Origin of the sequence: Rhizobacter terrae (assembly GCF_003852895.1) — a bacterium.
Classification (GTDB): domain Bacteria; phylum Pseudomonadota; class Gammaproteobacteria; order Burkholderiales; family Burkholderiaceae_C; genus Albitalea; species Albitalea terrae.
Genome location: NZ_QUSW01000003.1, coordinates 284,025 through 305,247, shown reverse-complemented (window position 1 = coordinate 305,247; position 21,223 = coordinate 284,025). Strand labels below are relative to the sequence as shown.

Annotated in this window: 23 protein-coding genes; 10 read left to right on the top strand and 13 right to left on the bottom strand. The window is 68.3% G+C overall.

Annotated elements, in window-relative coordinates; all coding sequences use genetic code 11:
• Nucleotides 1–17: 17 nt before the first annotated feature.
• A complete protein-coding gene (locus DZC73_RS12920; protein ID WP_124540687.1) occupies nucleotides 18–596 on the bottom strand; it encodes an FxDxF family PEP-CTERM protein in 579 nt (192 codons plus the stop codon).
• 163 nt (nucleotides 597–759) lie between these two features.
• Nucleotides 760–1,725, bottom strand: a complete 966-nt coding sequence (locus DZC73_RS12915) for a serine hydrolase domain-containing protein (protein ID WP_124540685.1) — start codon at nucleotides 1,723–1,725, stop codon at nucleotides 760–762.
• Nucleotides 1,726–1,800: 75 nt separating this feature from the next.
• Here DZC73_RS12915 and DZC73_RS12910 point away from each other — a divergent pair, with 75 nt between their 5' ends.
• The 7 genes from DZC73_RS12910 to DZC73_RS12880 all read left to right on the top strand — a co-directional run bounded on the left by DZC73_RS12910 (nucleotide 1,801) and on the right by DZC73_RS12880 (nucleotide 7,559).
• On the top strand, nucleotides 1,801–2,523 hold the full coding sequence (locus DZC73_RS12910; RefSeq protein WP_198414846.1) for a response regulator transcription factor: 723 nt from the start codon (nucleotides 1,801–1,803) through the stop codon (nucleotides 2,521–2,523).
• A gap of 58 nt (nucleotides 2,524–2,581) precedes the next feature.
• Nucleotides 2,582–3,973: a HAMP domain-containing sensor histidine kinase gene (locus DZC73_RS12905; RefSeq protein WP_124540683.1), complete on the top strand. Its 1,392-nt coding sequence runs from the start codon at nucleotides 2,582–2,584 to the stop codon at nucleotides 3,971–3,973.
• Nucleotides 3,974–4,130: 157 nt separating this feature from the next.
• Nucleotides 4,131–4,673 carry a cytochrome b gene (locus DZC73_RS12900; protein ID WP_124540681.1) on the top strand — a complete coding sequence of 181 codons (543 nt, stop codon included), beginning with the start codon at nucleotides 4,131–4,133 and terminating at the stop codon, nucleotides 4,671–4,673.
• Between the two features lie 19 nt (nucleotides 4,674–4,692).
• Nucleotides 4,693–5,271: a YceI family protein gene (locus DZC73_RS12895; RefSeq protein ID WP_124540679.1), complete on the top strand. Its 579-nt coding sequence runs from the start codon at nucleotides 4,693–4,695 to the stop codon at nucleotides 5,269–5,271.
• A 47-nt stretch (nucleotides 5,272–5,318) separates the two neighbouring features.
• Nucleotides 5,319–5,888 (top strand): YceI family protein, encoded by a 570-nt coding sequence (locus DZC73_RS12890; protein WP_124540677.1) that lies wholly within the window; start codon nucleotides 5,319–5,321, stop codon nucleotides 5,886–5,888.
• Between the two features lie 29 nt (nucleotides 5,889–5,917).
• Nucleotides 5,918–6,493: a YceI family protein gene (locus DZC73_RS12885; protein WP_124540675.1), complete on the top strand. Its 576-nt coding sequence runs from the start codon at nucleotides 5,918–5,920 to the stop codon at nucleotides 6,491–6,493.
• Nucleotides 6,494–6,605: 112 nt separating this feature from the next.
• Nucleotides 6,606–7,559 (top strand): hypothetical protein, encoded by a 954-nt coding sequence (locus tag DZC73_RS12880; protein ID WP_124540673.1) that lies wholly within the window; start codon nucleotides 6,606–6,608, stop codon nucleotides 7,557–7,559.
• A 7-nt stretch (nucleotides 7,560–7,566) separates the two neighbouring features.
• Here DZC73_RS12880 and DZC73_RS12875 read toward each other — a convergent pair whose 3' ends face one another.
• The 3 genes from DZC73_RS12875 to DZC73_RS12865 are packed head-to-tail and all read right to left on the bottom strand — an operon-like array spanning nucleotide 7,567 to nucleotide 9,878.
• Nucleotides 7,567–8,751, bottom strand: a complete 1,185-nt coding sequence (locus DZC73_RS12875; RefSeq protein ID WP_124540671.1) for a hypothetical protein — start codon at nucleotides 8,749–8,751, stop codon at nucleotides 7,567–7,569.
• A gap of 30 nt (nucleotides 8,752–8,781) precedes the next feature.
• Nucleotides 8,782–9,276 carry a hypothetical protein gene (locus DZC73_RS12870; RefSeq protein ID WP_124540669.1) on the bottom strand — a complete coding sequence of 165 codons (495 nt, stop codon included), beginning with the start codon at nucleotides 9,274–9,276 and terminating at the stop codon, nucleotides 8,782–8,784.
• Nucleotides 9,273–9,878 (bottom strand): RNA polymerase sigma factor, encoded by a 606-nt coding sequence (locus tag DZC73_RS12865; RefSeq protein ID WP_124540667.1) that lies wholly within the window; start codon nucleotides 9,876–9,878, stop codon nucleotides 9,273–9,275. The genes DZC73_RS12870 and DZC73_RS12865 overlap by 4 nt, the downstream gene beginning before the upstream one ends.
• A gap of 115 nt (nucleotides 9,879–9,993) precedes the next feature.
• On the opposite strand from DZC73_RS12865, the gene DZC73_RS12860 reads away from it, so the two are divergent.
• Nucleotides 9,994–10,290 (top strand): hypothetical protein, encoded by a 297-nt coding sequence (locus tag DZC73_RS12860; RefSeq protein ID WP_124540664.1) that lies wholly within the window; start codon nucleotides 9,994–9,996, stop codon nucleotides 10,288–10,290.
• Between the two features lie 18 nt (nucleotides 10,291–10,308).
• On the opposite strand, the gene hpaH is transcribed toward DZC73_RS12860, so the two are convergent.
• The 4 genes from hpaH to DZC73_RS12840 are packed head-to-tail and all read right to left on the bottom strand — an operon-like array spanning nucleotide 10,309 to nucleotide 14,405.
• A complete protein-coding gene (gene hpaH / locus DZC73_RS12855) occupies nucleotides 10,309–11,112 on the bottom strand; it encodes a 2-oxo-hept-4-ene-1,7-dioate hydratase (RefSeq protein WP_124540662.1) in 804 nt (267 codons plus the stop codon).
• A 19-nt stretch (nucleotides 11,113–11,131) separates the two neighbouring features.
• Entirely contained in the window at nucleotides 11,132–12,046 is a 915-nt protein-coding gene (locus DZC73_RS12850) for a fumarylacetoacetate hydrolase family protein (protein WP_124540660.1), read from the bottom strand.
• Between the two features lie 5 nt (nucleotides 12,047–12,051).
• Nucleotides 12,052–12,921: a DODA-type extradiol aromatic ring-opening family dioxygenase gene (locus DZC73_RS12845; protein ID WP_124540658.1), complete on the bottom strand. Its 870-nt coding sequence runs from the start codon at nucleotides 12,919–12,921 to the stop codon at nucleotides 12,052–12,054.
• Nucleotides 12,922–12,932: 11 nt separating this feature from the next.
• The gene (locus DZC73_RS12840) at nucleotides 12,933–14,405 is read right to left on the bottom strand and encodes an aldehyde dehydrogenase family protein (protein ID WP_124540656.1); all 1,473 of its coding nucleotides are present in this window, start codon (nucleotides 14,403–14,405) and stop codon (nucleotides 12,933–12,935) included.
• Nucleotides 14,406–14,492: 87 nt separating this feature from the next.
• Here DZC73_RS12840 and DZC73_RS12835 point away from each other — a divergent pair, with 87 nt between their 5' ends.
• Nucleotides 14,493–15,416, top strand: coding sequence for a LysR family transcriptional regulator (locus DZC73_RS12835; protein ID WP_124540654.1), 924 nt, complete (start codon nucleotides 14,493–14,495; stop codon nucleotides 15,414–15,416).
• Between the two features lie 90 nt (nucleotides 15,417–15,506).
• Nucleotides 15,507–15,866, top strand: coding sequence for a hypothetical protein (locus DZC73_RS12830; protein WP_124540652.1), 360 nt, complete (start codon nucleotides 15,507–15,509; stop codon nucleotides 15,864–15,866).
• A 57-nt stretch (nucleotides 15,867–15,923) separates the two neighbouring features.
• Here the strand turns inward: DZC73_RS12830 and DZC73_RS12825 are convergent, their stop codons facing one another.
• The 4 genes from DZC73_RS12825 to DZC73_RS12810 all read right to left on the bottom strand — a co-directional run bounded on the left by DZC73_RS12825 (nucleotide 15,924) and on the right by DZC73_RS12810 (nucleotide 21,070).
• Complete coding sequence (locus tag DZC73_RS12825; RefSeq protein WP_124540650.1) at nucleotides 15,924–17,291, bottom strand: glycerophosphodiester phosphodiesterase family protein; 1,368 nt, start codon at nucleotides 17,289–17,291, stop codon at nucleotides 15,924–15,926.
• A 137-nt stretch (nucleotides 17,292–17,428) separates the two neighbouring features.
• Nucleotides 17,429–18,757, bottom strand: coding sequence for a dihydrolipoamide acetyltransferase family protein (locus DZC73_RS12820; RefSeq protein WP_124540648.1), 1,329 nt, complete (start codon nucleotides 18,755–18,757; stop codon nucleotides 17,429–17,431).
• A 1-nt stretch (nucleotide 18,758) separates the two neighbouring features.
• Nucleotides 18,759–19,763 carry an alpha-ketoacid dehydrogenase subunit beta gene (locus DZC73_RS12815; protein ID WP_124541132.1) on the bottom strand — a complete coding sequence of 335 codons (1,005 nt, stop codon included), beginning with the start codon at nucleotides 19,761–19,763 and terminating at the stop codon, nucleotides 18,759–18,761.
• Between the two features lie 65 nt (nucleotides 19,764–19,828).
• Nucleotides 19,829–21,070 carry a 3-methyl-2-oxobutanoate dehydrogenase (2-methylpropanoyl-transferring) subunit alpha gene (locus tag DZC73_RS12810; RefSeq protein ID WP_124540646.1) on the bottom strand — a complete coding sequence of 414 codons (1,242 nt, stop codon included), beginning with the start codon at nucleotides 21,068–21,070 and terminating at the stop codon, nucleotides 19,829–19,831.
• Between the last annotated feature and the right edge of the window lie 153 nt (nucleotides 21,071–21,223).

Sequence of the window (21,223 nt, the reverse complement as noted above, 5' to 3'; positions counted from 1 at the left end):
CGGCGCGAAAGGCCCGTTCAGCGGGTCTTCCCTCGCCAGGCCCTGAGCCACCCGACCGCCGCCAGCCCCACCAGCAACATCGCCCAGGTCTGCACCTCCGGCACCGGCGCAAAGCTCACCGTGCCGGTGTACTGCCCCGTGATGGGCACATCCGGAAACGCCGAGGTCTCCGTGCCGTGGATCCTCAACACGTAGGACCCGCTCGCCAGGCTGAACGACGCGAAGCTGATGTCGCGCGACGGCCAGCCCTCCGGCGTGAACACCGTCTGCGCATCGCCCGCCTCCAGCACGCTGCCGTCGCTTTGCAGCAGGTCGCCTTCCATGTCGAGGATGAAGCTGCGCCGGGAGATGCCGGTGGACACGAAGCCCGAGAAGACGAGCGGCTGGCTCGAGGTCACCGTGAACAGCAGGTGGTCATCGAAGGGCCCGAGCAAGCCGGACCGGCTCCACGACAGCGTCTTGGGCGAGCTCACGTCGCCCAGCCAGAAGGTGGACGCCTGCGCCGGAGCGGCCGCCACGCCCAGCGCCGCGAAGGCGGCGCCCACCACCCAGGAACGGACACGGCGCGATCCCGTGCAGGCCATCAAGGTTCTCATGCGATCTTCCTTTCAGTGCAACGGCTCGCCCTCGCTGCACATCGCATGCAAGCCCTGCACCAGCCTGTGAGGCGCGGCCCACGTGTCGTTCGTCCTCCCTGGTGGCCGCGATGTCTTTCGCGTCCAGGCCGCGCCTCACCGTCTCAGGCCCCCCCTCGCCCGCTCAGTGCTGCACCACGCCGGTGACCCACGCGCGGCGGATTTGCTTCCCGCACTGTTGGGATTCGAACCCTTCGCCAGCGTCGTCTGTTCGACGCGCGACAACGCCATACCAGGTCTTGCCCGCGTCGATCCAGGGGTAGAAGCCGAACGCACCCGCGCTGCTGAAGGCACCGTCGTCGCCGTTGGCGTAGTCGTCCTCGATCCAGTGGCCCAGGCCGTAGTGCCAGGCCTGGTCGGTGGGCGAGTGCATGGCCGACGGGCACTTCACCGGGTCCTGGTGGGTGCAGACGCTGGGCGTCGCGAGGTACTGCTTCATCGCAAGCGTCCCCGTGAGGATCTTGCGCAGGAAGCGTGCGTAGTCGCTGGCCGTGGTCACGACGCCACCGGCGGGCTGCGGCTGCGAGTAGCTCAGCTGCACGTCCAGGCCGAGCTGCGTGCGGATCTCGTGGGCCAGCGCGGTGTTGTCCATGTCGCCCAGGCCGAGCAGGCTCGCATGCTTTTGCATGTGGCCGCCGTTGTAGAAGAAGTGGCCGATGGTGTCGTCCGAGCGAACGCCGTTCTGCCCCATGTCGAGGCAGCTGCCCACGGTCTGCCCCGGCAGGCAGATCTTGAAGTTGGTGAAACCGCTGGTGAAGGTGAGCAGGTCGATGCCGGCCTGCGTGAGCGTGCCTTGGCGCTGCACCACATAGGACGCGAACATCCACTTCGAGGCCGAGGCGATGTTCATGAGGGTGTTGGCATCCACCACGGTCGGGTCGCTGGTGGACAGCACCGAGTCGCCGGCGAGCCGCGTTTGCGCGCCGCCGACCTCCCAGTAGAAGGGCGCGATGGCGGTGCAGTCCGCATGCTGGTGCGCCGTCTGCGTGGCGGCGGTGATGCGCTGGTTGAGCGTGGGCGTGGCGTGTGCCGCGGCCATGCCGGCAGCGGCCAGGGCGGCCGCCAACAGCTTGTTCATGGGCGTGTTCATGTCTTGCCTCCTTGTCGGTGGTGAGGGGTGTGAAGCCACTCTAGGAAAGCAATCTGTAAATTCTGTGGAAGGCACTTGAAAGCAGGTGTTGCCGGGCACAATGCCGCGCTCATGACGCCCGATGCGCCGCACCAGGTCCTGCTGGTCGAGGACGACCCGATGATCGCCAAGACATTGGCGATGAGCCTGCGCTACCAGGGCTTCGCGCTGAGCATCGCCACCAGCCTGCAGCAGGCGCAGGCGGTGCTGGCCGAACGCGGCTTCGACCTGCTGATGCTCGACGTGGGCCTGCCCGACGGCAGCGGCGTGGACTTCTGCCGCCAGGTGCGCGAGCGCGATGCGGACGTGCCCATCCTCATGCTCACCGCCCGCACCGAAGAAGCCACGGCGGTGGCCAGCATCGACGGTGGCGCCGACGACTACGTGCGCAAACCCTACGGCCTGCTGGAGCTGAGCGCCCGCATGAAGCGCCTGGTGCAGCGCCGCGCAAAGGACCGCGCATCGCTCGCCTTCGGGCCGGTGGCCATCGACACGAAGCGCCGCATGGTGGTCGTCGATGGCCGCGACCTGCACCTGGGCAAGCGCGAGTTCGACATCCTGCACCTGCTGGTGCGCGAAGGCGGCGGCGCGGTGACGCGCGAGCAGATCCTCGCGATGCTGGACTGCGACCGCGAGATCTACGACCGCACCATCGACTCTCACCTGAGCCACCTGCGCCGCAAGCTCAAGGACGCGGGCGCGGCGGTGCGCATCACGGCCATCTACGGTGTGGGGTATCGATTGGAGATGCCCACGTGAGCCCCGCCCGGCCGCCCGAAGGGACTCGCACCGCAGCCCGCAGGGCGGAGGTTTGTCGATGAGCCGTTCGATCTGGTGGCGCTTCTTCGCCATCAGCATGGTCTTCGCGCTGCTGATGAGCCTGGCCTACCTGTGGCTGATGCGCGAGACCTCGCTGTCGGGCCGCGGCGGCGTGCAGCGCAGCGTGCTGCTGTTCGTGGCGCGCATCGTGGAGGACGGGCCCATCGACGAATCCATGCGCCGCCTCGACGGCTACCTCGCCGATTCGCCCGAAGTGCCGCGGCAGATGTGGGTGGTGGACGCCACCGGCCGCGTGCTGGCCGCCCGCAGCGCGAACGCGCCGCCGCTGGACTGGCTGGCGGCCGACCGGCCACAGCAACCGCACGAGATGCACCGCATCGCGGGTGGCGGCTTGCGTGGCCCGGCCGTGGGCATCGTGCGCCTGGCCGGCAGCGAGCCGCGCTACCTGGTGGCGCGCTTCACCGGGTTGCCCGGCCGGCCCTTGCTGATGCAGCAGCTCGCGGCCTTCGTCATCGCCCTGGCGGGCGCGGTGTTCCTGGGGCTGACGCTCATCACGCTGTACCTGCGGCTGCGCTCGCGGCAGGCGCGCGAGGTCATCGCCCGCCTGGAAGCCGGCGACCTGCGCGCCCGCTTCGTGCCCGAGCGGCTGGATGCTCTGGGCGTGTTGATGCTGGACTTCAACCGCATGGCCGACGAGATCGAGCGCCTGGTCGGCCGGCTTCAGCAGGCCGAGGACGCGCGCCGCAGCCTGCTGCAGGAGCTGGGCCATGACCTGCGCACGCCACTGACCAGCCTGCGCACCTCCATCGAGACGGTGAGCGTGCATGGCCAAGCCATGCCCGAGCTGGAGCGCGAGGCGTTCATCGGCATCATCAACAGCGAGCTCGAATACTTCGTGCGGCTGATCGACGACCTGTTCTTCATCGCCGACATTGCGGAGCCGCACTACCGCAAGAACTCCGACCCCCTGGCGCTGGCGGACATCCTGCGCAGCGAGATGGCCGCCTTCCAGGCGCGCGAAGGGCTGCGCTTCAGGCTCGATGCGAAGGACGCCGGCCCCGTGTCCGGCGACCGCATGCTGCTTGCCCGGGTGTTCCGCAATGCGCTGGACAACGCGGCGCGGCATGCCCGCGGGCAGGTCGACATCGCCGTGGCCGCCGAAGGGCCGATGGTGCGCGTGGCGATCCAGGACGACGGACCGGGCATGGGCGCGCAGGCCATCGCCGCCTTCGGCCAGCGGCGGCACCAGCGGCTGCAGGCTGGCGCGGCGAATCCGTCGATGTCGCTGGGCCTGGGCTCGGTCATCATCAGGACCATCGTGGAGTTGCATGGCGGGCGATGGACGCTGGAAAGCGGCGCGGCCGTGCAAGGCACGCGTCTTTGCATCTGGTTACCGGCCGCCGATGTGCCCCGACCAGCCTCGGGGTGAAGCGACACAGGGGTGATGGTTCGTTCAAAAATTTGAACATCCCCGACAAGCCGGATGAAATAACCGCAACGGTCGTACACCTACAGTGCGTCCGTCCGGCCTCCTGGCCTCGTATGTGCCCAGGACCGACACGAACACCTCACCCAACCCACGCACCATGGCCAACACATCGACCAACCGCTACACCGGCACCGCCGTCGTGCTGCACTGGGTGCTCGCCCTGGCGCTGCTCACCAGCTTCAGCGTGGGCCTGTACATGAGCGACCTGCCCATGTCGCCGCAGCGCCTGAAGCTTTACAACTGGCACAAGTGGGCGGGCGTGACCATCCTCGCGCTGTCCTTCCTGCGGCTGGTCTGGCGCCTCACGCACCGCCCGCCGGCCGACGTGCCGATGCCGCCCCTGCAGCGTGCCGCGGCGCACGGCGCGCACTACGCGCTGTACGTGCTCTTCTTCGCCGTGCCGCTGGTGGGCTGGGCCTACAGCTCGGCGGCAGGCTTCCCCGTCGTGTGGTTCGGCGTGCTCCCGCTGCCGGACTTCGTCTCCCCGGACAAGGCCCTGGCCGAAGCCATCAAGCCCTGGCACGGGTGGCTGGCCTGGCTGATGGCCATCGTCGTGCTGGCCCACGTGGCCGGCGCCCTCAAGCACCAGTTCGTTGACCGCGACGGCCTGCTGTCGCGCATGTGGTTCGCCAAGAACTGAACAACGCAGAAAGAACCCGATGAAACCGACCCTGAAGATCTACTTCGCCACCGTGGCCTTCGCCCTGGCCGCCTCCACCGCCTTGCCGGCCTGCGCGCAGCAAAAGCTCGTGCCGGCGCAAAGCGAGATCAGCTTCACCAGCAAGCAGATGGGCGTGCCGGTGGATGGCAAGTTCAAGAAATTCGATGCCCAGGTGGCCTTCGACCCGAAGAAGCCCGAGGCCGCCAAGATCGGCCTGACCATCGACCTGGGCAGTGCCTCGCTGGGCGCGCCGGAGACCGAAGCCGAGCTGGCCAAGCCCGAGTGGTTCTCGCTCAAGCAGTTCCCGCAGGCGAGCTTCACCTCCACCAGCGTGAAGGCGCTGGGCGGCGGCAAGTTCGAGGTGGCCGGCAAGCTGGCCATCAAGGGCAGCACGCATGACGTGGTCGTGCCCGTGGCGCTGGCGCAGGCCGGCGGCAACACCACCGCCACCGGCGCATTCACCATCAAGCGCCTCGATTTCAAGATCGGCGACGGCGACTGGAAGGACACCTCCATGGTCGCCAACGACGTGCAAGTGAAGTTCAAGCTCCAGCTCACCGGCGTTCCCGCGCTGTGACCGCTGGCCCCTCGTCCTACCCCTCACCCACCCACCTGCTCCACACCATGAAAAAGACCCTGTTCGTCCTGGCCGCCGCCGCCCTGCTGGGTGCCGTGAACGCCCAAGCCGCCACCTACGCCATCGACCCGACGCACACCTTCGTCACCTTCGAGGCCAAGCACTTCAACACCTCCACGCTGCGTGGCCGCTTCGACAAGAAGGAAGGCACGGTGGAATTCGACCGCGCCGGCAAGACCGGCAAGGTCGAGCTCACGCTGGACCCGGCCTCGGTGAGCACCGGCGTGGCCCCGCTGGACACGCACCTCAAGAGCAAGGACTTCTTCAACGTGGCCGAGAACGGCACGGTGAAGTTCGTGGGCGACAAGCTCAACTTCGACGGCGACAAGGTCACCTCCGTGTCGGGCCAGCTCACGATGCTGGGCAAGACCGTGCCGGTCACGCTCAACGCCACCAACTTCAACTGCTACCAGAACCCGCTGATCAAGCGCGAGGTCTGCGGCGGTGACTTCGAGACCACGATCACCCGCTCGAAGTGGGGCATGAGCTACGGCCTGGACTACGGCATTCCCGACAACATCCGCCTGCTGATCCAGGTGGAAGCGGCCAAGCAGTAAGCCGCCGACTGACGCAAAGAGGTGCTGCCATGAAAACCTATTCGTTCCTGGCAGCGCTGCTTGCGGCGGCGGGCTCGGCGCCCGTGAAGGCGGAGCCCGTCACCTACGGCATTGATGCGTCGCACACCAAGGTGTACTGGGAGGTGCGGCACTTCGGCACCTCCACCCACCGCGGCCGCTTCGACGGGGTGGATGGCGGCATCGTCATCGACCGCGACAAGGGCACGGGCGAGGTGCAGATCACCATCCCCACGGCCACGGTCTCCAGCGGCGTGCCCGCGCTGGACGCGGTGCTGCGCAACGGCAGTTTCCTGGCCAGCGAATCCCATCCGCAGGCCTACTTCGTGGCCAAGCAACTGCGCTTCGACGGCAGCCAGCTCAACACCGTGCGCGGCGAGTTCACCTTGCGCGGCGTGTCCAAGCCGCTGGAACTCAGCGCCTCCAACTTCAACTGCCGCGACGACGCGATGCTCAAGCGCGAAGTGTGCGGCGGCGACTTCGTGGCCGAGATCCTGCGCAGCGACTACGGCAGCACCTTCGGCCTGCCCTTCGTGGGCGACAAGGTGCGGCTGATCATTTCGGTCGAAGGCATCCGCCAGCCCTAGCGCGTTCCGCGCTTCGCATCCCGCAACACCGCTTCAGTTCGGTGCATGGCCCTGGCGCCGGCACGCCGCTAGCCTGCTCATCCGATTGGCAACATGAACGGTGGGCCGGCGAATGAAATTGCATGGGACCGGGCAGGCGCAGACGCCGCAAGGCGAGCCGGCGGGCGTGCCGCAAGGCGGTGACCACAGCACCGGCAACCCGAACACGCTGAGGGGGCGCTCCACCTCGCCGATCGAAGGCCGTTCGGGCACATCGACGAGCCCGCACTCGATGCCGCCGCGGCGCCCTTCACCGCAGCGCCTGTCGGCCGATGCCGCGACGCAGGCGTCGGCAGCCGTCGTCGGCGCGAGCGCCGAGCTGGCGTTGCTGTCCATCACGTCGGTCACGGCGTCCAGCACGGCGGCCCGCAAGCGAAGGCACCTCCAGCTCGCCGGCGATGCCATCGCCGACGTCAAGACCACGCTCTATGAAGTGCCGGGTTCCTTGCAGTGCGCGAACAAGGCCGACTGGAGCAAGGGCATCGACGTCGAGCGCAAGCGCGCATTCGCGGCAGGGCAAGAGTGCAAGAAGATCCGCGAGAGCAGCGTCGGCCGGTTCAGCCAGGCCAGCGAATACTCCAAGCTGGTCTGGGCCTCCAAGGGCTTCGTGTGCGACACGCTGTGCCACGCGATCGAAGACAGCATCGCCCGCGACAACCCGGACGTGACGCTGAACCGGCTGCAGTTCGAGCACATGAGCGAGTACGGCCCCTACCGCCACGCCGTGACGGTCATCGGCGAACTCACCCCCGAGCTGCTCGCCAAGGACATGAAGGACTGGCCTGCGGACATCGTCGTCTGCGACTTCTGGTCCGAGATGGAGCCCTGCCCGGCCAACGAGTACGCCGACAAGTTCCTCATGAAGATGATGGACTGGGCCGAACGCGACATCGGCGTGATGACCCGCGAGGACCGCTGGGAGGATGCCTCCGACCCCGACTGGCTCGAAGTCACCGGTGGCCGCAAGCAGGCCGCCGTGCGCACGGCAGCAGACGATGGCAGCGTCGCCTACCGCATGCTGGACTGAGCCCGGCTCAGCCCTTGGCCGTCGGCGCGCTCGGGGCCATGGGTGCCTTGGGTGCGGTCGGCGGCCACGGCATGGGCTTGCTGGCCTGGAAGTCCGCGGGCACCTTCATCAGCGCGGCCTCCGGCTCGCCGCGCTTGAGGTTGGCCAGCCGGTAGGTGGTCTCGCCCACGCGCGGGTCGCTGTCCTTGCTCAGCACGGTCACCATCAGGTCGGGCGAAGTCCACACGTCGCGCGTGATGACGATGGGCTTCTCGTTGCCCACCTTGCCGGCCTCGATGGTCCAGGTGGTGCGCTCGCCGTTGGCCTTCACACCCTCGATGTCCTTGGTGCCCAGCGACGTGGTTGCGCCAGGGCCGCGCGGCGCGCCGATCTGCGCGCGGAAGGCCACGCCGGGTGGCAGCGCGGCGATGGGCGGCAGCGGCGCGGTTGCGGGCAGGGCCGGCAGGGCGGGCCGCTCCAGCGGCGGCATCGGCACACCGGCGCCTTCGATGCGGATCACCTGGACCTGCACGTCCTTGCGCGGCTTGCCGCCGGCATCGCGCACCTCGCGGGACTCTTCGGTGATGACGACCGGCATGGCCGCAGCAGGGGCCGCAGGCGCTGCAGGTGGGGCCGGCGGCGTGGGAGCCGTGGTGGTGCCGTCCTTCTTCATCTGCTCGCGGAAGTTCTTCGCCCACTCGCGCATCTTGTCGCCGTACTCGCGCCAGGCCGCGCCGTCGGTGAACTCCGCCGAGTGTCCCGCCATGTGCAAGCCCAGCCGGCGCGCGGTCTTGCGCTCGGGGTCCAGCACCCAGATCTGCTGCGACACCGGGTCGCGCAGGTAGACGATCTTGCGCCCGCCGCGCTCCACCTCCTGCCTCGTGCGGCCCTCGCCATCGCGGCACAGGCGGGTGCTCTGCTTGCGCACGATGCGGTTGCCGTCGGCCAGCGGCTGCACCGACTCCTGGATCGCATCCGCGCAGTAGGGTGCGCCCTTGACCACCCGCTCGCGGTGCAGCTCGCCCGCGGCGAAGGCCACGGTGTCGTCGCCATCGAACAGCATGTGCACGTCGGCCATGGGCGTGGCGAGCTCCGCCGCCAGCAGTTCGGGCGGGCCGAACACCAGGTCCTGGGCCTGCGCGGTGCAGGCCGCGGTGCAGGCAATGGCAAGGGGCGACAGGCACAGCAGCGTCTTCAGTGTGTGGATGTTCATGGCGTGTCCTTTTGGGGAATGCGTGGGGGTTCAGCGCACGAAGCGCACGGCGAGCACATCGCCGCTGGCGTGCACCAGGAGTTCTGCGCGCACGGTCTGTCCGGCGCTGGCGGGGTCGTAGGGCAGGCCCATGGCGGCCAGGCTCTCGCTGGGCAGCTCGGTGGGCACCACCCAGGCGTGGCCGGGCTCGCGGGCATCGGTCATCAGCTGCGACCAGTGTTCGGTGTTGCCCACGGGCATGAAGGCGGTGGACAGCTCTTGCTGCACTGGCGGCATGGCGGCCGGCGGTGCCATGAAGAGCAGCGCCTCGCCCAGCGTGAGGGTGAGCGCCGCCAGTGCGCCGCCCGCCCAGACGAAGCGGCGCAGGCGAGGGTGCTTGTGTCCGGTCGCGGCCGGCCGGGCCATGGCGGACATCACCGCATCGGGTACACGCGGCGAGGGCGACTGCCGGTTCAAGTCCGCCGATGCGCGCGCCAGGGCCTGGCGCAGCGTCTGCGGCGTGGAGGGTGGGAGTGAGGCGTTCATGCAACTTCTCCAGCGGCCTGGCCCGCCGTGGCCGGTGCCGGCTCGTTGAGCAGCGCCGCCAGCCGCGCCCGGGCGCGGTGCAGGCGGCTGCGCAGGGTGTTGATCTCGACGCCCGCGATGGCCGCGGCCTGCTCGTAGGGCCGCTCCTGCAGGTCCACCAGCACCAGCGCTTCGCGGAAAGGCCAGGGCAGGGCGCGCACGGCGGTCCACAGCGCATCGATGTCCTGCCGGCGGACGAGCACGGCATCGGTGGCGGCGACGCCGGGGCCATCGTCGCCGTCGTGCTCGTCCAGCGGCTCGTGCCGGTGGGCCGCGCGCCACTGCGCGAGCAGCCAGTGCCGCGCCACGCCGGCCAGCCAGGCGCCCAGGCTCCCCTGGGCCGCGTCGAAGCTTTCTGCCCGTGTCGCCAGCGCGATGAAGGCTTCCTGCATCGCGTCATCGGCCCAGTTCGGATTGCCGCTGAGCGCCAGCGCGTAGCGGTACACCGCGGCCGACTCGCGGCCATAGATCGCCGCCATCGCGTCCTGGTCGCCGGCACGCACGCGCGCCACGAGGGTGGCGTCGTCTTGGGGCGTGCGCTTGGGCCAGGAGATGAGCGGCATCGGTGCGGTGGGTTGGCGGCGGGCACTGTGCGCCGCCACTCCTTCTATTGCAACGAACCCGGCCTGAAGTTCCCGCGCCTTGTGCGCAAGGCCTTAGAGAAAACCCGCCCCGTGAATGAGCGCCCTCAAACACGGACTACCTTCAGTTACGACTCAGGAGAAAAATTCGGCCATGCGAAGCAATCCTCACACCTTTGGTTGGGAAGAAGAGCCGGCGGACGAGCGGCCCAGTGAGTTCATGCCCACTGGTTTTCATTCCCTGTCTGGCTATCACGTCCCGCGTGACCTCACCATCCAGTACCGAAAGCGCGAATCGCGCATCGGCTTTGGCGGCCTGGTGGTGGCGTTCGTGGTCTTTCTCGGCCTGAGCACCGTCGCCATCCACCAGTTCGGGCGGATGGTTCACTTCTGATCCGGCCGAACCCGGATCTCAAGCGAACCGGAACGACACCCCGCCCAGCGTTCCATAGTCCACGTGGAACGCATCGCCCCGCGCGGCCGCCACTGGCCGCGTGAATGAACCGCACAGCACCAGGTCGCCGGCTTCCAGCCGCTCGTCGTGGTGCGCGATCTTGTTGGCCAGCCAGGCCACGCCCGTCGCCGGGTGGTTGAGCACCGCGGCGGCGAGGCCCGATTCCTCGATCACCCCGTTCTTGTAGAGCAGCGCGCCCACCCAGCGCAGGTCCACGTCCATCGGCCGCACCGGCCGGCCGCCCGTCACGATGCCCGCGTTGGCCGCGAAGTCGGAGATGGTGTCCACCACCTTGCGCGGCGCGCGCGTCTCGCGGTCGAACTGCTCGATGCGCGCATCGATGATCTCGATGGCCGGCGTCACGTAGTCGGTGGCGGCCAGCACGTCGAACAGCGTCACGCCCGGCCCCTGCAGCGGCTTGCCGAGGATGAACGCCAACTCCACCTCCACCCGCGGCAGGATGAAGCGGTCGATCGGGATGTCCGTGCCCTGCTCGAAGAACATGTCGTCGAGCAAGGGCGCGTAGTCGGGCTCGGTGATCTGCGCGGCCTGCTGCATGGCGCGCGAGGTGAGGCCGATCTTGCGGCCCTTCGGCTTGGCGCCGTCAGCCAGCCGCAGCTTCACCCACTCGCGCTGGATGGCGTAGCCGTCGTCGATGGTCATGCCCGGGAACTCGCGCGAGAAGTGGCGGACCTGCGTGCGGCTGCGTTCGGCCTCGTGCAGGCGCTGCGCGAGTTCGCGGATGGTGTCGGCGCTGAGCATGGTGGGTGGTCTCCGGTGGTCAGCGCCGGGCGGCGCGGCGGTAGGCGTCCTTGAAGCGCTGCGGCACGCGCTCGTCGTTGCCCAGTGCCACGCGGCGGGCTTCCTCGCTGTCGGTGGGCGGGTGTCCGATGCCCAGGGCCGTCGCGCGCGGCGCGGGCGCGGCCACGATGCGGCTGCCCAGGCGGCCGATGCCGGTGATCTCCACCTCGATGCTGTCGCCCGCGTCCAGCGAGCGTGAATGGCAGGGCGTGCCGGTGAGGATCACGTCGCCCGGCACCAGCGTGATGTGCCGCGCGATGTCGGCCACCATGTAGGCCGGGTCCCAGATCAGCTCTTCGCCGATGCTCGCCTCCTGCACCAGCTCGCCGTTGCGGAAGGTGCGCAGCGTCTGCTCGCGGATGTCGATGCCGCTGACCAGCCCCGGGCCCAGTGGCAGGAAGCCGTCGGAGCCCTTCACGCGCAGCATGGAGCCGGCGTCGGTGTCGCGAAAGTCGTGCAGGCCCATGTCCAGCGCAGCGGTGAAGCCGGCGATGCAGCCCCAGGCCTCGGCCGGTGTGACGTCGCGGCAGGCGCGGCCGATGACGACGGCGAACTCGCCCTCGTAGTTGAGGTATTTGCAATCGGCCGGCTTGGCGACGCTGCCGCCGTGGACGTTGAGCGCCGTCACCGGTTTCATGAAGTAGGTGGGCGTCGGCGTGGGCTGCGGCAGGTTGCGCGACTCGATGCCGCGCGAGCGGTAGCTCAGGTGCACGCAGATGATCTTGGTGGGCTCGCACGGCGGCAGGTGCACGGCGCCGGCGAGGTCGACCAGGCGGCCGTCGTCCAGGCGCAGGCGGCCATCGTCGAGCACCACGCCGGCACAGGCGCGGCCATCGACCAGCACGCGGCGGCGTTCGACGCGCGGGCCTTTCATCACATCGGGGAGCGGGTTCATTGGGATCAATCCTTGGGGTTCACGTCGAACCACATCTGCACGTTGCCGGTGCCGCGTGCGTTCTCGTAGTCGGAGCAGGGGGTGCCGCGTGCACGGCAATCGGCGCCGCCCAGCGCGGCCACCATCTGCAGGTAGTGCGCGCCGAAGCCTTCCCAGGGCAGGGGGCGGAACTTCGCGTCCCACTGCTCCAGGATGAGGTCGTGCCGCCCTTGCTGCAGCAGCGCGATGGCCTCCTTGTCGCGCACCACGTTCTCGGGTCGCGACACGTTGGTCTCGTGGTAGATGCGCGGATGCTTCTGCACCCAGTCGATCTCGTTGAACTTGTGGCTCAACGCACCCGAGGCCAGCAGCACCACGCGCGCCTCGCTGCGGCGGATGGCTTCGCCGATGACACGACCGGATTCCAGGTAGTGCCGCGGCTGGCAGTTCTGGCAGGTGCTCACCGTCACCACGCGCTCACCGCGGCACAGCTTGTTGACGACGTTGATGGTGGCGTAGTGCCGCGGCAGCGTGGGCGCGGCTATGGCCTTGCTCATCACGCCTTGTTCGACGGCCACGGTTTCGATGAGGCGGGCCAGCACCGGATCTCCCGCGTAGTCGTAGCGCTGGCCGTGCAGGTACCAGGGCATCTCGTCGGAGATGTACTCGCCGCGGTAGTGCGCGCCGGCATCGACGAGGTGGTAGCCGGTGGTGAACCAGTGCGTGTCGAAGAGGATGAAGGTGTCGGGCTTCACCGCGTCGATGTGGGCGCGCAGGCGGTCGAAGCCGGGCACGAGGTCGGAGTCCGCGCCGTCGCCCATGCGGACGCGGAAGTCGTCGTCCTGCATCAGGCCGGGGTGGTGCGAGACGAGGGCCGCGCCGACGATCTGTCCCATGCGGTCTTCCTTCAGCGATGCGCGAAGCTGGCGCGGAACGGCTTCTTCGGCACGACCACGTCCTTCACGTCGCAGAAGAACTCGAAGCTCCAGTCGCCGCCCTCGCGGCCGATGCCCGATCGCTTGCAGCCGCCGAAGGGCGCGGCGAGGTCGCGGATGCCGAATGAGTTCACCCAGATGAAGCCGGTGTGCACGCGCTCGGCCACAGCCGTGGCGTGGGCGGTCTCGCCGTAGCAGATGCCGCCCAGGCCGTAGTCCGTGCCGTTGGCGAGCGTGATGGCCTCGTCGTCGCTCGCGAAGGTCTGCAAGGTGAGCACCGGGCCGAACACCTCGTTCTGCACGACCTCGCTGTCCTGCTTCACGTTCGTGAGCAGCGTGGGCTGGTAGTACAGCGGGCCGAAGGCGTGGCGTTGTCCTCCCCACAGGCAGGTGGCGCCGGCGGCAATGGCACGGTCGACGAAGCCTTGGATGCGGTTCATCTGCCGCGGATGGATGATGGGACCGATCTCGGTGGCGTCATGGCGCGGGTCGCCGATGTTCAGCTGCTGCACCTGCTCGCGAAGGCGCTGCGTGAAGTCACCAGCCACGCGCTCATGCACCAGCAGCCGCGTGCCGGCGAGGCACACCTGGCCGGCGTTGCGGTACATCAGCGCGGCGGTGCGCGAGGCGTTGTCCAGGTCGGCGTCGGCCAGCACGATGAACGGCGACTTGCCGCCCAGCTCCAGGCTGACCGGCACGAGATTGGCACCGGCCGCCTGCGCGATGGCACGGGCTGTGGGCACGGAACCCGTGAAGGAAATGCGAGCGAGCCGCGGGTCGGACACGAGCCGCTGGCCGGTGACGGCACCCGTGCCCTGCACGACGTTCAGCACACCCGGTGGCAGGCCGGCCGCATGCGCCGCATCGGCCAGCAGCGAGCAGGTGAGGGGCGCCCACTCCGGTGGCTTCACCACCACCGTGTTGCCGGCGGCGAGCGCGGGGCCGAGCTTCCAGGTGGTGAGCATCAGCGGCGCGTTCCAGGGCGTGATGATGGCCACCACGCCGGCCGGGTCGTGCCGCACGAAGTGCGTGGCCTGCTCGGTCTCGATGCGTTGGTCCTGCAGCGTCAGCGCGTGTTCGGCGAAGAAGGCGATGTTCTGCACGGCACGTGGCGCGACGCCGTGGCGCATGCGCGAATGCAGCACGCCGGCGTCGTTGGACTCGACGATGCACAGCGCGTCGGCGCGGCGCTCGATCTCGGCAGCGAAGCGCATGAGGTGCGTGTGGCGCTCCTGCGCCGACAGCGCGGCCCAGGCCGGGAACGCGCGCTGGGCGGCCTGGATGGCGGCATCGACATGCGCGTGCAGGCCCTGCGCGATGCGGCCCAGCGGCTTCATGTCGATGGGGGAGAAGATCTCGAAGCTTTCGCTGCTGGCCACGCGCTGGCCGCCGATGTAGTGGTCGGGCGAGACCGGGATGCCGGCGATGTCCAGGGCGAGGTTCATGGCCTGCGAGTGTCCGCAGGCGAGGGTGGATGGACAAGCGATGAATACTGGTCTATTTTTCAGTCGACCTGAACAATCCAGCCCGTCATGCCGTTTTCCAGAATGTCCGTCCGCCAGCTCGAAGCCTTCACCGAGGTGGCCGATCTCAAGGGCTTCACCGCGGCCGGCGAGCGCCTGGGCCTCACGCCCTCGGCGGTCAGCCAACTGGTGAGCGAGCTGGAATCTGCCGTCGGTTTCAAGCTCTTCGACCGCACCACCCGCAAGGTCGCGCTGTCGTCGGCCGGCCGCGAGTTCGTGGCTTCCGCGCAGACGGCGCTGCGTCACATGCGGCTCGCGGAAACAGCAGCGTCCGACCTGCGCAACCGGTCGGCCGGCGTGGTGCGCGTCGCGGCACCGCTGGTGGTGGCCAGCGTCATCCTGCCGCCCTTGCTCAAGGCCTACCAGCAACAACAGCCCAAGGTGGTCGTGCGCATCCGCGACTGCGCGGTGGATGCCCTCGCGCCGATGGTGAGCGACGGCGACGCGGACCTCGCGCTGGGCCCCGACCGCGTGACGGACGAGGACGTGTCGCGGCAGGGCCTGTACCCGAGCCCCTGGGTGCTGTGGTGCTCGCCCGAGCATCCGCTGGCGCGCCGCAAGACCATCAAGTGGCGCGAGCTGAAGGCGCATGCGCTGGTCGCCGCGGGCCGCGACCACGAACTCAGCGTCACGCAGATGCGCGAGGGCGTGCCCGAGCAGGACCGCATCACGCCGGTGGACGTGGTGGACAACATCTCCACCGCGCTGGGCATGGCGGCAGCCAACCTGTGCGCGACGCTGTCGCCCGCCTACGTCGCGCCCTTCGCGACGCCGATGAAGCTGGTGATGCGGCGGGTGGTGGAGCCGGAGGTGATGCGGGAGATGAGCCTGTATTGTTCGACGCGGCGGCCGTTGTCGCCGGCGGCGGAGGGGCTGGCGGAGTTTTTGCGGCAGCATGTGCGGCGGGAGCGGATGCCGAAGGGTGGGCGGTGAGCACGACGATGTACGGCGCCACGCGCTCCACCTGTCAAACGATGGGCCGATGCACACATACACTTGAGCCCTCACGAGGGAGGCACACGAATGTTCGTCCTGTTTGGCTGGGTGAAGGACCGCACGGAAATGGGACGTGCACTCAGCTGCTACTGCTATCGGTGCCAGCGAACCAGAGACTGGGAGCACTGGCGAGAAACCGAGTGGGTCTCGTTCTTCATGATCAAGACGATCCCCTTCCTTCGGACGAACTTTGTTGTCTGTTCAGCGTGTCGTGAGCCGATCCAGCTCGATGCCGTGCGATCGAGGCAGTTGAAATCGCCGGCTGCGTCGTCGGACCTGGCGGGCTTTCTTGAAGCCCATCAACTGTCGCAGAAGAGTGAAGTTCAGCGCCGCTTTCTTCTGGCGCACCGTGAGCAAACCGAGTCGCGTGAGAAGAACGCGGCCTAGCACGTCCGGCCGAGCGGGGCCCTGGTTGCGTGCGCCAGAGCCCCCGCCCTCAGACCATCAACGCCCAGTGCTCGCCAGGTACTGCTTGAGCGTGACTTCCGCCGTGTTCGCGAAGTCGGTGAACACGCCGTCCACCCCGGCGCGCAGGTAGGCCGTCAGCTCGGCCGCGGGGTCGCCGTTCCAGATGCCGACCAGGTACTTGGCCTCGTTGCGGAAGGTGTAGACGTGCACGAACAGGCCCGCCTTGTGCGCGTCGGCAATCAGGCTGGTCGGCACGGCGGAGTTCACGCCCTTCGCGCTGCCGTCGGCGCTGCCTGAGAGCTTCATCACCTGCGGCTTCCAGGGGCCGATGCCGTCGGCATAGGTCTTGACGTCGGCGAGGCCGGCAGGCGTCAGCAGGCTGTCGAAGTAGCGGCCATCGCCGTTGACAGTCCAGCTGTAGGGGCGGCCGTCGACGAAGGTGTAGATGTCGTTCGCGCCCGAATAGACCATGTTGCCGGTCTTGTAGTCGACGTCGTCGGCGTCGATCAGCTGGACCACCTTCGTCGCCAGGCCGATGGAGCGCATGTACTTGAGGCTGGCGGGGTCGAAGCTCTGAACGAAGATCGGCGCGGCCTTGGTGTTGAGGTTGTTGGCCTTGATCAGTTGGACGATGGCGTCCTCGAACGGATGGCCCGTGCCGGCGGTGTCGCAGCCATTGGCGATGGCCTGGGCGTTGTTCCAGTACGGGTTCTTCGCCTCCGGGTAGACGCTGATCGTGCGGCCGGTGAGCTGGCTCTTGGCCTTGGCCAGGTCGATGATCTCCTGCATCGTGAGGATCGGATACTGGCCGTTCAGATTGGACGGGCGCTGGTCGCGGGCGTCGTAGGTCGTGCCGCCGAGCCAGGCCTTCAGTTCGGCCACGGTGAAATCGGTGATCGACCAGTCGTTGGTGTGGTCCTCGCCGTCGACCACCAGCGCCTTCAGCACGGACTTCGGATCGTTCGCGTCGATGCGGTCGCTCAGGTACTGCGCAGGGCCGCCGAACTTGGCCAGGTCGTAGGTCACGTTGACCATCACGCCCGGCGTGGTGCGCTTGCGGGCGGCCACCGCGGGGATCAGCGCGGCGATGTCGGCGATGTTGGTGTTGTCGCTGAGCCAGGGGTTGTGGCGCGCCACCAGCTGGCAGTCCTTGGTCAGGTGCAGGTCTTCTTCCAGCGAGTCGGCACCGGCGTCGACCGCACCTTCATACGCCGGCAGCGTCTCCTCGGGGTACAGGCCGGGCAAGCCACGGTGGCCGAGGATCAGCGGCACCGAACCGTCCAGGGTGTTCAGTGGCGTGTTGCTGCTGCCACCACCGCCGCAGGCGGTCAGGGCAGCAGTCAGCGTGGCGGCCAGGGCCAACGGGCGAAGCAGGCGCGAGGCGGTGATCAGGGGCGTGGTCATGGTCGTGGGGCTGGTTGCAGGGATGGTCTTCAAGACCACACCATGGTCAGGCCCGTCGATGTCCGTCACATGACATTCACGATCGACCGTTCGCGTATCGCCGGTCAGGGTCCTGCAAGACTGGCGGCATCAAGAGGTCAGTCCACGAACAACCCCGTCGGCACCTCCAGCAGCGAACGAACGGCCTGGATGAACTTCGCCGCGTCCACGCCATCCACCACGCGGTGATCGAAGCTCGACGAGAGGTTCATCAGCTTGCGCGGCACGATGGTGTTGTGGCGGTACGCCGGCCTCTCCACGATGCGGTTCACCCCGACGATCGCCACCTCCGGGTGGTTGATCACCGGCGTCGATGCCACCCCGCCCAGCGCGCCGAGGCTGCTGATGGTGATGGTCGACCCCGTCAGCTCATCGCGCGTCACCTTGCCTGCGCGCGAGGCCTGCGCCAGCCGGTTGATCTCGCGCGCCATGCCCCACAGGTCCAGCGATTCGGCATGCCGCATCACCGGCACCATCAGCCCTGAGTCGGTCTGCGTCGCGATGCCGATGTGCGCCGCGCCGTAGCGCGTGACCATGCCTGCATCGTCGTCGAAGCGTGCATTGATCTGCGGGAAGTCGCGCAGCGCGATCACCATCGCCCGGGCGATGAAGGGCAGCATCGTGAGCTTGCCGCGCTGCTGGCCGAAGCGCTCGTTGAGCTGCACGCGCAAGGTCTCGACATCGGTGACGTCGATTTCCTCCACATAGCTGAAGTGCGGGATGCGGCGCTTGGACTCCTGCATCTTCTGCGCGATCTTGCGGCGCACGCCGATGATGGGAATCTGCTGCTGCTCGTGGTTGGGCGCGTAGCTGGGCGTCGTGGTGACCGTGACGGCGGGCTCGCGTTTTGCCGCCGAAGAGTGAGCTTCCGGCTTCGGCAAGGTTGAGCCATGTTTGGCGACATGCACTTCGAGATCGCCATGCATGATGCGGCCGCCTGCCCCGGTGCCAAGCACGCGTTCGAGCTCCACGCCCAGTTCCCACGCGCGGCGCCGCACCGAGGGCGAGGCGATGGGTCGGTCGTGCCGCTGTGCATCAGACGCTTCACGCGGCCGAGCCGGCGCTGGCCGCTCCACCGGCGGCGCCACGGCTTGCGCCTCTCTCGTGGGCGAGGGCCGGTTCGACGAAGCAGCCTCCATCACTCCGGCTCGCTCGGCCCGCGCGACGGCCCCAGCCTCCGCCATCTCAGCGACCTCGATCTGGATCAGCGGCGACCCCACCGCCAGCACCTGCCCCACGTTCCCGCCCAGGGACAGCACCGTGCCGTTCACCGGCGACGGGATCTCCACATTCGCCTTGTCCGTCATCACATCCGCCAGCACCTGGTCTTCCTTGACCACGTCGCCCGGCTTCACGTGCCATGCCACCAGCTCGACTTCGGCGATGCCTTCACCGATGTCGGGCATCTTGATCGTGTGTACGCCCATGTCAGTCCTCCATCGCACGCTTGAACGCCTGGCCCACGCGCTCGGGCCCAGGGAAGTACGCCCACTCCAGCGCATGCGGATACGGCGTGTCCCAGCCCGCCACGCGCTCGATGGGCGCCTCCAGGTGATAGAAGCAGTGCTCCTGCACCAGCGACACCAGCTCCGCGCCGAAGCCGCTGGTGCGCGTGGCCTCGTGCACGACCACGCAGCGGCCGGTCTTCTTCACCGACTCGACGATGGTGTGCAGGTCCAGCGGCCACAGCGTGCGCAGGTCGATGATCTCGGCGTCGATGCCGGTCTCCTGCGCTGCCGCCTCGCACACCCATACCATGGTCCCGTAGGCCAGCACCGTCAGGTCCTTGCCGGGGCGGAACACCGCGGCCGAATCCAGCGGCAGGCTGTAGTAGCCCTCGGGCACTTCGCCCAGCGCATGCTTGGACCACGGCACGATGGGCCGGTCGTGGTGCCCGTCGAAGGGCCCGTTGTAGAGCCGCTTGGGCTCCAGGAAGATGACCGGGTCGTCGTTCTCGATGGACGCGATGAGCAGCCCCTTCGCATCCACCGGGTTCGAAGGCATCACGGTGCGGATGCCGCAGACGTGCGTGAACAGCGCCTCCGGGCTCTGGCTGTGGGTCTGCCCGCCGTAGATGCCGCCGCCGCAGGGCATGCGGATGGTCAGCGGCGCGGTGAAGTCGCCGGCCGAGCGGTAGCGCAGGCGTGCGGCTTCGGACACGATCTGGTCGGAGGCCGGGTAGAAGTAGTCGGCGAACTGGATCTCGACCACCGGCCGCAAGCCATACGCCGCCATGCCCACCGCCGCGCCCACGATGCCGCCTTCGCTGATGGGCGCATCGAACACACGCGACTTGCCGTACTTCGCCTGCAGCCCTTCGGTGCAACGGAACACGCCGCCGAAGTAGCCCACGTCCTGGCCGAAGATCACCACGTTGGGGTCGCGCTCCATCATCACGTCCATGGCCGAACGCAAGGCCTGGATCATCGTCATCGGCGACTTCTTCAGCTCGCTGATGTCGGGCTGGATGACGGTCGAATCGATCTGCTTGAGCATGCTCACACCCCCGCGCGTGCTTGTTGAAGTTGGTCTTGCAGGTGCGGGGGCATGTCCTTGTAGACATCCTCGAACATCGACTCGATGGGCGGGATGTGCCCGTCCAGCAGCGAGCCGTAGCGCTCCGCTTCCTTCTGCGCCGCGGCGACGTCCGCTTCCAGCTCGGCCTGCACCTGCGAGTGCTCCTGGTCGGACCACGCGCCGATGTTCATCAGGTGGCCCTTGAGCCGCACGATCGGGTCGCCGAGCGGGAAGCGCTGCCAGTCGTCGGCGGGGCGGTACTTGGTCGGGTCGTCGGAGGTGGAATGTGCACCTGCACGGTACGTGACCCATTCGATCAGCGTGGGCCCGAGGTTGCTGCGTGCACGCTCGGCCGCCCAGCGCGAGGCAGCGAGCACCGCGAGGAAGTCATTGCCGTCCACGCGCAGCGAAGCGATGCCGCATCCCACGCCGCGTGCCGCGAAGGTGGTGGCTTCACCCCCCGCGATGGCCTGGAAGGTGGAGATGGCCCACTGGTTGTTGACCACGTTGAGGATCACCGGTGCGCGGTACACGTGGGCGAAGGTGAGCGCGGTGTGGAAGTCGGCTTCGGCGGTGGCGCCATCGCCGATCCAGGCGGAGGCGATCTTCGTGTCGTTCTTGATCGCCGAGGCCATGGCCCAGCCCACCGCCTGGATGAACTGCGTGGCGAGGTTGCCGCTGATGGTGAAGAAGCCCGCGCGCTTGAAGGAGTACATCACCGGCAGCTGCCGGCCCTTCACCAGGTCGTGCTCGTTGGACATGAGCTGGCACATCATGTCCACCATCGAGACGTCGTCGCGCGAGAGCAGCAGCCCTTGCTGGCGGTAGGTGGGAAAGCACATGTCGCCGTGGTACAGCGCCAGGGCATGCGCGCAGGCGATGGCCTCTTCGCCAAGGCACTGCATGTAGAAGGAGATCTTCTTTTGCCGCTGCGCGATCTGCATGCGGGTGTCGAAGATGCGCGTCTTCATCATCGCGCGCAGCCCGCGGCGCAGCAGCTGCGGGTCGGCCTGCGGGTCCCAGGGGCCGACGGCCTTGTGCTCTTCATCGAGCACGCGGATCAGCGTGTGGGCCAGGTCGGTGGTGTCGGCGGGCGCGGTGTCGGTCGGTGGCCTTCGCACCTCGCCCGCGCGGGCGACCTTGAGGTAGGAGAAGTCCGTCTGGCAACCGGGCCGGCCCGTGGGCTCAGGCACGTGCAGACGCAGCGTGTCGTGCTCGCTCATCGCAATGCTCCGCGCTCGATCGTGTCGAACGCCCAAGTTCTTGGGATCGGCCCCGCGCCACGGGTGGCGGTGCAGTGCCGGCAAACGCGAATCCCACCCGCGCGGGGTCGCCGCGGCAGGTGGACTTCAAGACCCAGGGTAGCGGATTTCGGG